We start from the raw sequence: 14,068 nt of genomic DNA on the forward strand, positions 1-14,068 counted from the left end.
CGCTCAGTCCCGCGCCGGTACGACGCCGGGCGCCGTCACCTGGGGGACCGGTCCGACGGCACCCCGCGGCGGCCCGGCGCTCACCGCCGGAGCTACGACGGCGCCGGTCGCCGGGCGGGCGACCCGCTCCGGCGCGGGCGCGGACACCGCGGCGGGGGCTTCGACGAACTGCGGGTGCTCCGCGATCTGCCCGTGCGCATAGGCAGCGTCGCGCAGGGGCTGCGGGGTGGCGTCCTCGGCTGCGAGCAGCAGCACCAACTCGTTGCAACGGCGCTCGAAAACGATGGCGCGCAACTGTCCTGCCTCGTCGGCGACGCGCAGCGCGCCGAGTTCGACCCGGCTCGGGTCGACGCGGCGGGTTATCAGGGCGGCCGTGAGGAGATCGTCCGCGGCGCGCAACTCGTCCCACTGCACGCGCGGAACCGGAATGCCTGCCCGCACCGCGGCGAGGATTTTCTCGCGCAGGCGGCGCGCCGCGGCCAGCTCGGGTGTGGAGGGGACGGACCGGATCACCCGGGTGTGCGCATCCGCGGCCAGCTCGATGCTGCGCCTACGGACCGACGAATCATCGACCGCAGCAATGCGTTCCAGTGCCGCGGGCGAACCTGCGAGGGCGAGCCGATCGGCGGTGTCGGGAGTGGGCACCCGCAGGTCCGCGTCGTAGGCGGGGCCGACGAGCCCCTGCATCGGCACGTCGTTCATGCGCGCGCGCAGCTCGGGATCGATGGGCCCCGAGGAGACCAGTGCCGAGAGCTGAGCGCCGGCCTTCGGCCCCCAGGCCAGGCCGAATTCGACGAGCACCCGGGCCGGGTCGGAGACACCTTCCCACGACGATCCCGCACCGTCGAGCACGTGGTCCCACAGCCACGGCGTGGAGACCTCGCGCGGCAGGAACAGCCCGGCGGGCAGCCAGCCGCGGCCCTCGTTGGAGGTGATGAACACGCCGGCGCCGGCGGGACCCCGCATCACCGATACCGCCCATGTCGTGCCCTCGACCGAATCCTCCACTACCGCGAGCACCGCGGCCAGCAGCGTTCGAGCGATCATGAGGTCGTTGTCGGCCGCGCCGCTGACCACATTCCCGGTCGCCTCCGCGCGTTCCTTGGCCGCCGCCACCGCGGCGGCGAACGGGGTCGGCATGATCGGCGCGGTCGCGTCCGCGGCACTCGGTCCAGCCGGCGGCGGAGTGGGGCCGCCGCCCGGCGGCGTCAGCCCGCCGCCGCTGTCCGAACCGAACCCGACACCCGCGGGGTTGTACACCGAATCCGGCCCCATGCCGCCGACACCGACGAGGCCCAGCGGATTGGGGCCGTCGTGCTGGGCCGGGGCGAAGGCATCGGGGAGAGCCGTCGGGAGACCGTCAGGGCGCTGTCCGGTCGGCGAACCCGGGCCGCTAGCCAGTTGGGCACCCGGATCCTGGTACTGGGCGGTGTCCCGATGGACCCCCGGTGCGGTGAGGTGATCCGGATTCATATGCGGCAGAACCGGATGCGAGGGGCCCATCGGGCCTATCGGTCCCGTCGGGCCCATCGGGCCCATCGGGCCCATCGGGCCGGTACCAGTATGCCCCGCGCCCAGGTGTCCGAAAGCATCACCGGCCTTGCCGATATGGGAACCGCCCTGCCCGTCCGCCTGGTCGATGGAGTCCGCCGAATCGCGCAGCATCTGCGCCGTCGTGTGGTGCGCATCGCCCAGTGCCTTCCAGGCATTCTCGCGGGCCGCATAGTACTGCCCGAGTTTCGTGTGGACCGAAGACGCAATGATGCCATACGTTTCGATAAATTTGCCGAGCCACGGACTCGGCACCGGGGCGCCCTCGTGTAACAAGGAGCCAGCTTGATCGTGCAGGTCGGCTTGATGCCGTAGCAGGCCCGTTTCGATCTCCATGCCGAATCAAGTCCTTTCCTGCCGCGGCGCTTCCATACATCATTCTGTTTTCTTCCCATCGACGGGAAGACCTGTGGGCGGGCGAGCGGCACCGCGCCACCCCAACGCCAGCTGACTACGGGCGAAGACGGCGTCGCGGAGCACCCCGCGTCCCTCGCTCGAGGTCACGGAGGCGCTCACCCCCACCCTGACAACGCAGCCTGGGAGGCCATCGCGCTGCCCACCACCGCCCGTCGCCCGATCAGCTCGACGGCACAGCCGACGACGGATCCGGAGTCCCCGAGGACGAGTCGGCCCCGACGGGCACGACGCCGCCCCCAGCTGCATTGGGGTCCGAGGAGCCCGACATCTCGATGCCGTGCGGATGCTCGAATCCGGCAAACTCGCCGAAATCGCCCGACTTGTCGGACATCTGGGCACTGAACGGCTGCAGCTTGCCCTCCACGATGACCTCCAGCGTGCCGGTGCCGCCGCCCTGCCCCGGCGGGAAGACCACCACGATCGCATTGTGGTTGTCCCACGTGGCGACGTCGCCCGTCATCAGCTGGGACGGATCGATCGCGTCGCCGATCTTCTTGTCGTCCGACCACTTCGCCGTCGTCTTGGCGTACGCGTCCTTGGCACTGGTGCCGTCCTTGTTCGCCCGCGCGGCGTCGAGCGCCTGCGCGACCACCACCGAAACCTTCTGCGTGCGACCGTCGTCGAAGGTGTAGAGCACGCTGCCGTCCCCACCGGGGGTGCGCCCCTGTGGGGGGAGCTGCGGCTGCGACGAGGACGAGCCGTTCGGTGCGGTCGCGGGCTGCCCGCTGCCCGGCTGGGCCGGAGCCTGGCTGGGCGGGGCCTGCGGGGCCACCTGCTGTGGTGCCTGCGGCTGCATGTTCTGCGGGTTGTTCTGGTTGTTGAGGTCTCGGTTGGGGTTCGAGAGCTGACTCATCATCATCATGGGCAGGATGTTGCCCAGCAGCGAGGACATGTCCATACCGCCGGACCCACCCGCACCGGCACCGGCACCGGCGCCCCCCGACCCGTTACCGGGATAGCCGGTCCCCCCGTACGAACCCGACCCGGAGCCTCCTCCGGAGCCGATGCCCGCCCCCGAGGCGCCCACGTCGCCGGGCCCCGAGGCGCCCACGTCGCCGGGCCCGGAGGCACCCACGCTGATCTGGTACGGACCGGAGGCACCCAGACCGGGGTCGAACGGGCCGGAGGCTGCCGGCGTCCCCGGGGGCGTCCCCGGGGGCGTCCCCGGCGTGACCGGGGGCGGGGTGCTGGCCAGCTTGTCCTGCAGGGCCTTGTAGTTGGAGTTGAGGGTGTCGTAATTCTTCTGCAGCGCGTCGTTCTTCGAGGTGATGGCGTCGAGCTGGGCCTGGAGCTTCTGCATGGCATCGGTCGAGGGGCTCGGATCGGTGCTGGGGCCACCCAGGTCGTTCCCCGCAGTCTTGACCGTTTGCCCAATGTTGCCCAGCGTCGTGGCCAGGTTTTCCTGGATGAATTGGGCCTGACTCTTACTGGGATCCGGAGAAACTGTCGGGGCCGCAGCGTTGAGTACCGCTATTTCACCGTTGATACTCAATTGACACTGCATACTGATATCGCCAGAAGCCTGGATCTTCTTGTATACCTTCGCATCCTCGGCGCGAAGTGCAATGTACGCTTTCGCAAGCGTACCGGCCAGGTAAGAATACGTTTGAAGAGTCGAGGAGTCTGGCGTATCGGCCACAGAAAGGGTCGGCACCTGAGCTATGTCGGCAACACTGGGCGGATCCGTCTTCGCGCCGTTACCACAGGTGTCGAAAATTTTGCGGATCTTCATCGGAAAATCGAGATAAGCCTGCTCGAGCGCCGGTGGAAACTTACACTGCTCCGGATAGCCAGACGCATGCTGATAGGGCATAAACACATCACTCATCTGGACAGCATCAGATGCCATCTATACCCCAATTGACTCGATTATTAACCAAGCAGCCCATATGAAATCATTTTATCAAAGTTGCTTCTACTTTCCCGTTACCGATGTCAATTATCGGAAGAGGGCCGATCTTCTGCGACTCATGATTGGATATGCCCTCAGCGATGACACCACCGACCTTGGCGGCTACCCGCATCGCACCGCGCTCGCCGAGGCCGCCGACTTGTACAGCGAGGGTCCCCAGCCGCTGTCCGACATTGGACGCAACGGCGTCGGCTACCCGACCTACCGCTCTCGCAACCAGCGCGCCGGCCCCTTCGCCCAAGTAGCCTGCAGCAGTGTTTATGCCTGCCGATTCGATCCCCTTCAGCCAATTGCCCGTTGTAGCACCGTCGACGGCACCGCCGACCACTCCGCCTATGACAGGCGCAAGGGCAAGACCCAACCCCCCGGTTGACGCGGCGACAATACCGGTGACCGCCATCGAAGCAATGGTGCCCCACGACATACCGAAAAGCCCGCTCATGAGATCACCTCCCGGATCGAATCATCGAATTCGAAACACGGGCAACGGCCGGAATCCCCGTTCCCGGCGGCAGTGATCCGACCATCGCGCAAGCCTTCCTTTCGACTCGTTTCATTCTCCGAGATCCCCACCAATGGGAAGCGCGCCGGGAGACTGGCCGGTCACGATGGTGAACAACACGCACGCCCCACACACCGCCGACGAGACGCTTCGGTGCAGGTCATCGGACCGGGAGGAAGTACACGATGAGCGTGCACCGCCTGCGATCACACACTGCGCACGCAGTTGTCGCGCGCGCGTTGCCGCCGGGGCATTGATGTCCCCCCCGCGGCAAACTCCGGAACCCGGGCTCCAGGACGTACAGCCCGAGGTCACCATCGCGCCCTCACCCTCGCACGCCCCCCGGAAACAGCCGCGTATCACCCCCCTGCGGACGACATCCAAAATAACTGCCGCACAGGATAATCCACCGGCGATCGAAGTCCGCACCGGAAAGGTCGCTCCAGCGCCGATATCCGCTCCGGCCGCTGTCGGCGGCCTGCCGACCGCGCCGCCGATGGCGACGGCGGCACTGGGTGCGCTGGGCTCCATCGCGGCCAGCTACGGGAGTGGTAACCCGCTACCCTCCGCCGGCCAGTCGTTCATCCCCCCGAATCTCGCTGCCACACAAATGCCTTCCGGACCCATCGTCTGGGACGGGCATATGAATTCGGGATACTCCACCGCGGCCGGCACCGCATCGCGGGCGGCGGATGCGATGGGCGATCTGAATGCCGAACTGGAAGGACTGCTTTCGGAGGCCGCGGGCACCACCGTCCGAGGGCGGGCAGAGCTGGCGGCGATTATCGCCGATGCGGATGCCACCGTGACGGCGCTCGGCAAAGTCCCGGACTCTGCCGCAGGGCATCAGCTGTTGATCGGCGCGTTGGATGCGGCGCTGCAACGAGCGGGAGTCGTTGTGGGACACGGGCGATCGGCCTCGAGACTGACCGCGGCGCGTATTTCCGCATTGGCCGATCGATACCTGCGCGAGTCCCGATATCAGCCCCCGGTCGGCCCTTCCGGATTCGGGTCGGGTCCGCCGTTGGCGCGCCCCAGCGGAACCGAGGCGCAGTGGATCGGCTCGGCGCTGGGGCTGTTGGCACAGAACGGATACGACATCAGCCACATCGATCCCGCCGACATCGCGGCGATCGTGCAGCACGAGTCGGGCGGCAATCCCAACGCGATCAACGGATGGGACAGCAATGCCGCGGCGGGACATCCGTCCAAGGGGCTGATGCAGACCATCGACTCGACCTTCTACGCGCATGCGCTGCCGGGGCACACCAACATCTGGAATCCGGTGGACAACATCGTCGCCGGGGTCCGGTACGCCATCGCCCGGTACGGGTCGCTCGACAATGTTCCGGGCATCATCCGATTGCACGAGGGTCGTTCCTACATCGGGTACTGATCTTCGGGTACCGTTGGCCCCCAGCGACATTCGAGCATACATCGCGGACCCACCCGAGCAGACACGTTCAATGAACCGTTATATAGCGGGACGCCGAATAATGTTAGGCTCCTCACCGAGGGCGTTCGTCACCCGAGGCTCCACAGGGGCGAGCCTCGGGTCTCGGCCGCGTCACACAGTACGTCGAGCCCGGACTCCGGTCGAGACCACTGCACAACACAAAAAGGTGAGTACATATGTCGATTGCCCCACCACAGGTGATCCGAAGTTTGGTCCCGGCACGAATGGACAGGCTCCCCTGGACCAGCTTTCACTGGTTGATCGTCGTCGGCCTCGGGGTCTCGTGGATTCTGGACGGCCTAGAGATCCAAATCGTCAGCAGCATGGGCGGATTGCTGCAGAGCCCGCACACCCTGCACATGACCAGCGGCCAGGTCGGCGCGACGGCATCGTGGTATCTCGCCGGGCAGGTCGTCGGCGCGCTCGTGTTCGGCCGCATCACCGACAAGCTCGGCCGCAAGAAGCTGTTCATCCTGACCCTGGCCATCTATCTGATCGGCAGCGGCCTGGCCGGGCTTTCCTGGGGTGCGTTCTCGCTCTACTTCTTCCGCTTCATCGCCGGCCTCGGCATCGGGGGCGAATACACCGCGATCAACTCGGCGATCGACGAGATCATGCCCTCGCGATACCGCGGCCGGGTGGATATCGCGGTCAACGGAACCTACTGGTGCGGTGCGGCTTTGGGCGCGGCGGCGAGCCTGCTCCTGTTCAACGAGCACTACGTGCCGATCCAATGGGGTTGGCGCATCGGCTTCTTCATCGGCCCGGTGCTCGGTTTCATCATCATCTTCCTGCGCAAGGCCATTCCCGAGAGCCCGCGCTGGCTGCTGACCCACGGCCGCGCGGACGAGGCCGAGCGGACCGTCGACGAGATCGAGGAGCGAGTCCGCCAGGGCGGGGTGGAGCTGCCGCCGGTCGACCCGAGCAAGGCGCTGGACATCGTCGACACCGACCAGTTGTCGTACCTGCAGATGGCACGAATCTTCTTCGGCCGCTATCCCTCTCGGTCGTTCCTCGGCTTCACGATGATGGTCACGCAGGCCTTCCTCTACAACGCAATCTTCTTCACCGAGGGCCTGGTCCTGATCCACTTCTATCACGTGCCGGCCGACCACACCGGGTACTACTTCTTCCCCTTCGCGGTCGGTAACCTGATCGGCCCGCTCCTGCTCGGCCCGCTGTTCGACAGCATCGGCCGCCGGGTAATGATCTGTTCGACCTACGTGATATCCGGTGCGCTGCTGCTGGCTTCGGCGTGGGCTTTCCACGCGGGCATCCTCAACGCCACCACTCAGACGATCTTCTGGTGCGTCATCTTCTTCTTCGCCTCGGCGGGCGCCTCCTCGGCCTATCTCACGGTCAGCGAGATCTTCCCGCTGGAGCTTCGCGGACAGGCGATTTCGTTCTTCTTCGCCATCTCGCAGGGCGCGGGCGGTGTCGTGGCGCCGTGGCTGTTCGGCCACCTGATCGGCGGCTCGGACAACCCGAATCCGGACCGGTTCCCGCTCACCATCGGCTATGTGATCGGAGCGGCCGCGATGATCGCGGGTGGGTTGGTCGCATGGTTCTTCGGTGTCAACGCCGAAGGGCAGTCACTCGAGGACATCGCCGACCCGCTGTCCAAGGCACCGTCCGATGCGGTTGCCGCGGCGCCGGGCAACGCGAATTCCTGACCGGCTCAGCGTCCATTCGATTCGCCGAGAATCGTGGCGGCACGTCCGCCACGATTCTCGGCGAAATCATATGCGGGTGGCTTCGATGTGACCGGTGAGCTGCGAGACCGGGTAAAGTTTGACGACGTCACCCGTGTGCGGCGCCTCCACTACGTTGCCATCCCCGGCATAGATCATCACGTGACCGGGTCCACCGGCGCCGAATTCCGAGAAGACAAGATCACCCGGCTGCAGATTGTTCAGGCTGACGGGATGTTTAATCGTCGCAGCGTACTGCTCCTGCGAGGTGCGCGGCATGCCCTTGATCCCGGCCTGTTCGGCGGAAAACTGCACCAGCCCTGAACAGTCGAAGGCATTCGGGCCCTCGGCGCCCCAGACGTACGGATCACCGATCTTGTGCAAGGCCGCCGAGAGAAAACTCTGCTTCGTCGTGTCGGTTGCACCGCTGACCATGGCCTGCAACGCGGACGGGGACAGCGGCGCGCCGTAGGTCACCGGCCCGTAGCTCGGGACGGACCGGGTGACCGTGCCACCGGCCGGAACCACGGGAAGCGCCTGATTCGCGATAAAATCGGCGGGCCGCTGGATTGCGGAATTCGCATCCTGCAGGTCGGAGTCGACATTGCCGACCGCTGTGAAGCAGGCGTCGATCATCGCCCCCTCCGCCGAATAGTCGTGGCGAGGCGGGGCCGGAAGCTGCGGATTGTCCAGGGCGCTCTGCAATGTCGAGATTCGTCCCTCGATTGTCTGCGATGTGCTCTGGGCGATGGCGGCAACGTCGGAGACCCGTCCGCCGACGTGGTGCTGCCGGTCGACCAATTGCTGGGCGACATCCGCGACATGCGCGACGTTCTTGTTGTACGCGATGGCGAGCGTGGATTTATCGCTCGTATCGGTCAGCGCCTTGTAGTTCTTTCCGCCCTCTGTCGCGCTGATCAATGCGGAGAAGTTCGGAGCATCCTGCGGTCGACCACTCCCCAGTAGCTCCACACAGTAGACGAGGTATTCCCGCACGTCCGCAACCAGACCCTTCAGGCCGTTCGACGCATTCTCCTGCGCGTGGAGATTCCGGGCCGCGGATTCGGCGTCACTGACATAGTCGGTCATGGAGCCTTCCTCCCTCACCTTCCCTGCTATCGATGAATATGAGGTATTCCCGCCCATGGAGACCGTGGCGGCCGGCCCCCGGCGGTACCGTCGCTAGGCCCACCGGCTGGCCGCATAACTGCTGGGCAGCGGGACGACCCTGACGTACGCGCCCGTATGAGGCGCCTCGACGCATTCACCGTTTCCGATGTACATGATCACGTGATCGGGACTGCCACCGTTGAATTCGGCGGCCGGGAAGATCAGGTCGCCCGGCTTGATGTCCGAGGGGTTTACATGCGGGAGGTTCTGGTACTGCTCGGCCGCGGTGCGGGGGATGCCCACGCCCGCCGCCGCGGCCGAGTATTGCGTCAGGCCGGAGCAGTCGAAGGAATCCGGCCCCTCGGCGCCGTAGACGTACGGCTTACCGACCTCGGACAGCGCAGTCGATATTGCCCACTGAACTGCTGCGGATTCACCCGAGGCAGCTCTCGCAGCAGCGGCCATGGCACTGCGCGCGGTGCTCGGTATGACGGGCGCGGGGCCCTGCCCGGAGAGGACTACCAGATATTCGTTCGCGAGCATGTCGACGACCTGAGCGGTGGCCTGAGCGCCGAGACTGGTTTTCCCAGCGAGCTTTTCGGCGTAGGCCACGGCCTGATCGATGACATTGGTGACCTGCTGCTGGCCCGCCGCGCCGATGAGAGCGTTCGGCCCCACCTGGGCCAGAGCGGTATCCAGCGCCGTCATGAGGGCGTCCATCCTGGCCTTGTCGACAGAGTGCGAACCCGCGAAGCGTTGAATCTCGGTGGCGAGAGTGTTGTCCAATGCGCTGAACGCGCTCGCGGCATGGGCCTGATAGATCCGGGTGGCCTCGATCGCGGCGGCGGTTTTCCCTGAGCCGCCACTACTTCCGGAACCGTTGCCGGAGCCTTGCGAACCCGTACTCCCCGATCCGTTGCCGGCGCCCTGCAAACCCGTACTCCCCGATCCGGTGCCGCCGCCGTTGCCCGATCCATACGCATTCCGCAGCGAACCGAGCGCATCGCGCGCCTGCTGGGCCGGACTCGAACCCGAAGCGCCGGAACCACTTCCCGATCCGCCACCGCTCCCCAGGAGGGAAGATGCGAGCAGCGGCAGCATCATCAGCATGGGCGTCGCCGCCGACATCAGTGCCGGCACGGCCTCGGCAAGCTTGCCCATATCCACGTGCGGCCCAGCCGAACCCGCACCGGTAGCCCCCGACCACGGGGAACCTGTCGCGCCCGGCTGCGGCGCGCCCTGGGCAACGGCGGTGGAGGGCGAGAGACTCTGATCGCTGCCCGACGCGGATGTCGATCCGACAGATGGACCGCTTGCACCCGCGGCAGTTCCGGGAGCTACACCGGTGCCCGCCGTTGCCGGGCCGCTCGGCCCGGCCGGGGGCGGGGCCGCCGACGCCGCCCCGCCCGCAGTCGCCGCGCCGACCGAATCCTGCGTGGCGCCATTCGATCCCGCGGCGCTCGGCCCACCCGGCCCCGCGGACCAGGGATTATCCGCGCCATGTGCGGTTCGCTGCCGGCGTTGCTGCGGTACTGCCTGTCCCGACCACGGCGTGGCGGACGCAGACGCCGGATCCCCGTTCGTCCCAGGCGCCTCCGCGTGACCATCGACCGATCCTCCGGCCCCGTCGACCGCGACAGTATCTCCGGGCGGACTCGTCACCGTCCACCGCCGCGCGCGAAAACCTCACGCCGACCGGTCATCCCCCACACCGCCCGTCGTCCACACCCACCACTCACGAGGAACCCGCCAGCACCCGCTTGACCCGCACGTCCCGCCCGTTCGGCATGGCCTGCTCGACCACCCGCCCGCTGGCCGGATCCGAGGTGACGATCTGCGAGGGTGACACCGCGACGCCGACATGGGTGGGCGCGTTGTTGCTGTAGGCCCAGAACACCAGATCGCCGGGCGAGATCGCGGCCGCGGCAACACGCTGGCCGCACAACCCCTGTGAGGCAAGGGTTCCGGGCAGCAGGATGGTGGCGGATCTCGATTTGGGACAGGCACTGGTGACCACGGGCGGCGGCGGCAGGGTGACCACGGGCGGCGCGGGCGGCCCACTCATCGGGTACGCCGCTGCCGGAAGCTGGCATCGTCCGGTCGAATTGATCTGCGACGCTTGATTTATCATCCCCTGGGTCAGCCCGGCTGGGTCCACAGACGGCGTGCCCAGAGCGGCCAGCGCCACCTGACGGATGCAGTCGACATCGATCCCCGATGCAATGGTCTGCAGCGGGGGCAGCTGATAGGGGGCCGACGCCATTGCGTTGGCACAGGCCAGATCCCACGAGGAGGGATTGTCACCGGGCGAGAAAGTGAGCCCGGCATAGGGGTTGGTGGTCGGAATATCCAACGGTGCCAGGGATTCGGATGCGGGAGCGTTTGTTTCGGGCGTGTCCGTCGAGGTCGCCGCAGTATCGGGCCCGATTGCGCTGTCGCACTGGTAGAACCAATCCTGCGCCACCGACGAGGATTGACTGTCCAGCACAAGCACCGTCATCAGGAGCACCACGCCGAGGAGGACCACCACGATGACGACGGCCACGACCAACCACCCGGCCGGACCGATCTCCGGAAGCGCCCGGCCGACCCAGTAGATCACCCGGCGGGCTCGCGCGGCCGTAACAATATGCCTCGATCTGTGGTACCGGGGCTGCTCGTTCTCGGCCTCGCCCTGTCTACCAGGTGTGGTCATGACCTCAGCTCCCGCCGATTCCCGAGCAATGCGGCGCCTTTCAGTTACTCATATCCGGTCGATGTTCCCGAGTTTGCCTTTCGCATCCATCGCTGTGTCGACCTGCAAGGTTGACCGGTACTCGGAGCACCGTCATCAATCGCAATCCAAATACTACGAACATCAACCGATATCGACTGACGCTAGATCGGCGGATCTAGCAAGCTCGCGGCGCACGGACTCCATCACATTATTATAATTTCTCGGCCCACGCGCATTCCCTTCCGATGGCGGAGCCACCTGCAGGCCACTCCCCACCTGGGTTCCGGACGCATTCTGCTCGTTGGTCTGAAGCCTTTCTCCCGCCGACCTCAAAGTTCTCTGATTTCCATAACTCGGATCCAACCAATACCTATGCGCCGCTTCGTCGACAGATTTAGCAAATTCGTTGTTCGACCACTCCACGATTCGCTTAGAACCTAGCCCGGTGAGCGTTCCCCAATCGGCCGCAGTAGCATCGTCAACACCGAAAACACGTGAAATCTCATCAGAATCTACCCAAGTGGCGTCGACACCCCTGGAGGCCAGAGCCTGGAAAGTTTTCATCTTTTCCAGTGTGGGGTTATTGAAATAATTCATGGCAATAGCATGCTCGAAACCGGGCACGGCATCATGGTGGTTAGGATCACCGGTGAGCCGGACCCCACCAGGGTGAATCTCACGATAGTAGCGCACCACAGCCCGCATCGTTGCAATATCGGCTGCTGCTCTCTCGGGAGTCATACTTGCCTCCCCCTTGGCCAACTGACGCGTTGACTTAGTGGCTTGCCTTATTGATGCGGCTACTCTGGCGGCATTCCCCTCGAGCCCAATGTAAGATTCGGCCTGCCTTTCCATAGCTCCCCAAGACTTAACTGCATTGAGCTTTATCGACCCACCCCTACCCCTGTCCTTGAGGCCAAGGGCCGTCAGAGTCCCCCACCCATCCGCGAGGCTGCCGCCACCCTCCAGGATCATACCAGCCAACCCCTCCGCCGCACCTAGGGCAGTATTGACCCCCCCATGTTTCCCGGCTCTTTCCTTGGCTATCTTCGAAAACTGCAGTCGATTCATCATTCCCTGCGCCCCAGCGCCCTTCTTACCCGCAAATTTCGGATCGGCGTTCACCTCGGCACTCAACTTGGTCATCTTCTTGTTCAACCGAGAAAAGGGGCTGATCGGATTCGGCGTTCCGAGCATTGCCCACTCCACCAACGGATTACCATTCAAGGCGCTAATATTCCCGAGTGCGCCCATCGCGGTCATCGAATGAGCCGCGCCCCCCATGCCGAACGCCGTCCCCCCGCCGCCGCCGCCCCCGCCCCCGGCTCCCTGGATCGCCATTCCCAGCCGATTCGTCGTCCATTGCCGCGCCCGCTGCATACTCGCCCCGATGTGCCGCAATTGAGATATCGCGACGACCTCCACGATCGCCCCGATCATGAACACCGCCATCACCTGCCCGCCCGCCGCGTCGAACAAATCACCCATGAACAGCACGTACATCCCGGTGAAGATCACATACAGCGCCATCTCCCCCGCCGCGATGAATCCGTCCACGATATTGCGCACCAGGAAGATCTGCGGTGGCCCATAGATGAATCCGCTCCCGGCGAAGCCGACGATCGCCATGAATCCGCACCAGATGACGCCCACCGTCGACTTGATCACCTTGACGGCCAGATACACACCGAACAGCAGCAGGATTGCCCCGGAGAGTAACAGGATGATTCCCGCGCCGATCTGGCCGATGGTCGGATTGTTGGCAGAGCTGTATGCGGCGTTGTCACCGCATGACTGCAAGGCGGCCTTGACCGTGCCGTCGTTCCCGGTGGCCATTGCGGATGACCACGCGTCCTTACACACCGGGTTGGCATCGATCACGTGCCCGTAATTCCACACCTGCAGCGGATGCCGCACGAAATTATCGGCCAGGTCGGTTTGCAATGTCGATACCAGGCTGGTCGGGTCGGTGGTGTCCGTGCCGTTCAACCCTGCCGCCACCGTAATTCCCAGATCCCTCCCCTGCGCCAGCAGCCCGTCCGACGCCATGACATCGGACAGCGGATGCGCCAGATACAGCGGGCCGATTACCGCGACCAGCAGCATGGTTGCCACCTGCATGGTGGCCTTGGCATGAAATCCGCGCACGACGAAATATGCCACGAAGAAGCTGCCGGTCGTGGCGAACACGACCACGATGATCGTCGTCGTGAGCTGCCCGGACAGCTTATCGGACACCCTGATCAGCACGATGCCGACGACATTGAGCCACCGGAAACTCAATCCGTAACCGATCACCCAGATGCCCGTGATCACGATGACGATCCAGCCCTCGAATACCAGGACCAGCACGAACGTCATCGATGTCCGGATCGGATGGAAGATGCTCTCGCCGGCCCCGACATAGACATAGCTCGAAAGCGGCACCCTGGAGGTATCGATGACCCCCGTCCAGCCCAGCGCGACGTTGATACTCGACACGGAACCGTTCGTGGTGATGGTCGTCTGCGCGGTCGCCGCACCTACCCCCATGGGCAATACCAGCAACAGCAGCACCGCCACCAGCAGCCCCACCGCCCACCGCCGCCGACGCGTGGCGGTGGCCCAGCTTCGGCACCGCCGCACCACCGCACGCGGTCGCCACCGTCCGGAATCGAACAGCTCCCCCTCCCACCGCAGGAAATCGGCATCGGATACCGTCAGCGGTCGCAGG

Annotated in this window: 9 protein-coding genes; 2 read left to right on the top strand and 7 right to left on the bottom strand. The window is 65.4% G+C overall.

Annotation, left to right across the window (positions count from 1 at the left end; all coding sequences use genetic code 11):
- Window positions 1-3 precede the first annotated feature (3 nt).
- The 3 genes from ABH933_RS35565 to ABH933_RS35575 form a co-directional block, all read right to left on the bottom strand.
- Window positions 4-1,887: a hypothetical protein gene (locus ABH933_RS35565; protein ID WP_429424292.1), complete on the bottom strand. Its 1,884-nt coding sequence runs from the start codon at window positions 1,885-1,887 to the stop codon at window positions 4-6.
- Between the two features lie 241 nt (window positions 1,888-2,128).
- Window positions 2,129-3,460 carry a hypothetical protein gene (locus tag ABH933_RS35570; protein ID WP_429424290.1) on the bottom strand — a complete coding sequence of 444 codons (1,332 nt, stop codon included), beginning with the start codon at window positions 3,458-3,460 and terminating at the stop codon, window positions 2,129-2,131.
- Between the two features lie 403 nt (window positions 3,461-3,863).
- Entirely contained in the window at window positions 3,864-4,322 is a 459-nt protein-coding gene (locus ABH933_RS35575) for a hypothetical protein (protein WP_429455215.1), read from the bottom strand.
- A 556-nt stretch (window positions 4,323-4,878) separates the two neighbouring features.
- Here ABH933_RS35575 and ABH933_RS35580 point away from each other — a divergent pair.
- Together ABH933_RS35580 and ABH933_RS35585 are read left to right on the top strand one after the other, a co-directional pair.
- Window positions 4,879-5,778, top strand: a complete 900-nt coding sequence (locus tag ABH933_RS35580; RefSeq protein ID WP_429424286.1) for a transglycosylase SLT domain-containing protein — start codon at window positions 4,879-4,881, stop codon at window positions 5,776-5,778.
- Window positions 5,779-6,014: 236 nt separating this feature from the next.
- A complete protein-coding gene (locus tag ABH933_RS35585) occupies window positions 6,015-7,511 on the top strand; it encodes an MFS transporter (RefSeq protein WP_429424284.1) in 1,497 nt (498 codons plus the stop codon).
- Between the two features lie 66 nt (window positions 7,512-7,577).
- Here the strand turns inward: ABH933_RS35585 and ABH933_RS35590 are convergent, their stop codons facing one another.
- From ABH933_RS35590 to ABH933_RS35605, 4 genes are all read right to left on the bottom strand, one after another.
- Window positions 7,578-8,618 (bottom strand): C40 family peptidase, encoded by a 1,041-nt coding sequence (locus ABH933_RS35590; protein ID WP_429424282.1) that lies wholly within the window; start codon window positions 8,616-8,618, stop codon window positions 7,578-7,580.
- A 93-nt stretch (window positions 8,619-8,711) separates the two neighbouring features.
- Window positions 8,712-9,800 carry a C40 family peptidase gene (locus ABH933_RS35595; RefSeq protein WP_429424280.1) on the bottom strand — a complete coding sequence of 363 codons (1,089 nt, stop codon included), beginning with the start codon at window positions 9,798-9,800 and terminating at the stop codon, window positions 8,712-8,714.
- A gap of 574 nt (window positions 9,801-10,374) precedes the next feature.
- Window positions 10,375-11,334 (bottom strand): hypothetical protein, encoded by a 960-nt coding sequence (locus tag ABH933_RS35600; RefSeq protein ID WP_429424278.1) that lies wholly within the window; start codon window positions 11,332-11,334, stop codon window positions 10,375-10,377.
- 162 nt (window positions 11,335-11,496) lie between these two features.
- Window positions 11,497-13,929 carry a hypothetical protein gene (locus ABH933_RS35605; protein ID WP_429424276.1) on the bottom strand — a complete coding sequence of 811 codons (2,433 nt, stop codon included), beginning with the start codon at window positions 13,927-13,929 and terminating at the stop codon, window positions 11,497-11,499.
- Between the last annotated feature and the right edge of the window lie 139 nt (window positions 13,930-14,068).

Source organism: Nocardia sp. GP40 (assembly GCF_050434125.1).
GTDB lineage: Bacteria > Actinomycetota > Actinomycetes > Mycobacteriales > Mycobacteriaceae > Nocardia > Nocardia albiluteola.

Bases quoted from the DNA above. Each gene is read 5' to 3' on its own strand.
- ABH933_RS35585 (WP_429424284.1), top strand. From the start codon at position 6,015: ATGTCGATTGCCCCACCACAGGTGATCCGAAGTTTGGTCCCGGCACGA.
- ABH933_RS35575 (WP_429455215.1), bottom strand. From the start codon at position 4,322: ATGAGCGGGCTTTTCGGTATGTCGTGGGGCACCATTGCTTCGATGGCG.
- ABH933_RS35565 (WP_429424292.1), bottom strand. From the start codon at position 1,887: ATGGAGATCGAAACGGGCCTGCTACGGCATCAAGCCGACCTGCACGAT.
- ABH933_RS35595 (WP_429424280.1), bottom strand. From the start codon at position 9,800: ATGGGCAAGCTTGCCGAGGCCGTGCCGGCACTGATGTCGGCGGCGACG.
- ABH933_RS35580 (WP_429424286.1), top strand. From the start codon at position 4,879: ATGGCGACGGCGGCACTGGGTGCGCTGGGCTCCATCGCGGCCAGCTAC.
- ABH933_RS35590 (WP_429424282.1), bottom strand. From the start codon at position 8,618: ATGACCGACTATGTCAGTGACGCCGAATCCGCGGCCCGGAATCTCCAC.
- ABH933_RS35600 (WP_429424278.1), bottom strand. From the start codon at position 11,334: ATGACCACACCTGGTAGACAGGGCGAGGCCGAGAACGAGCAGCCCCGG.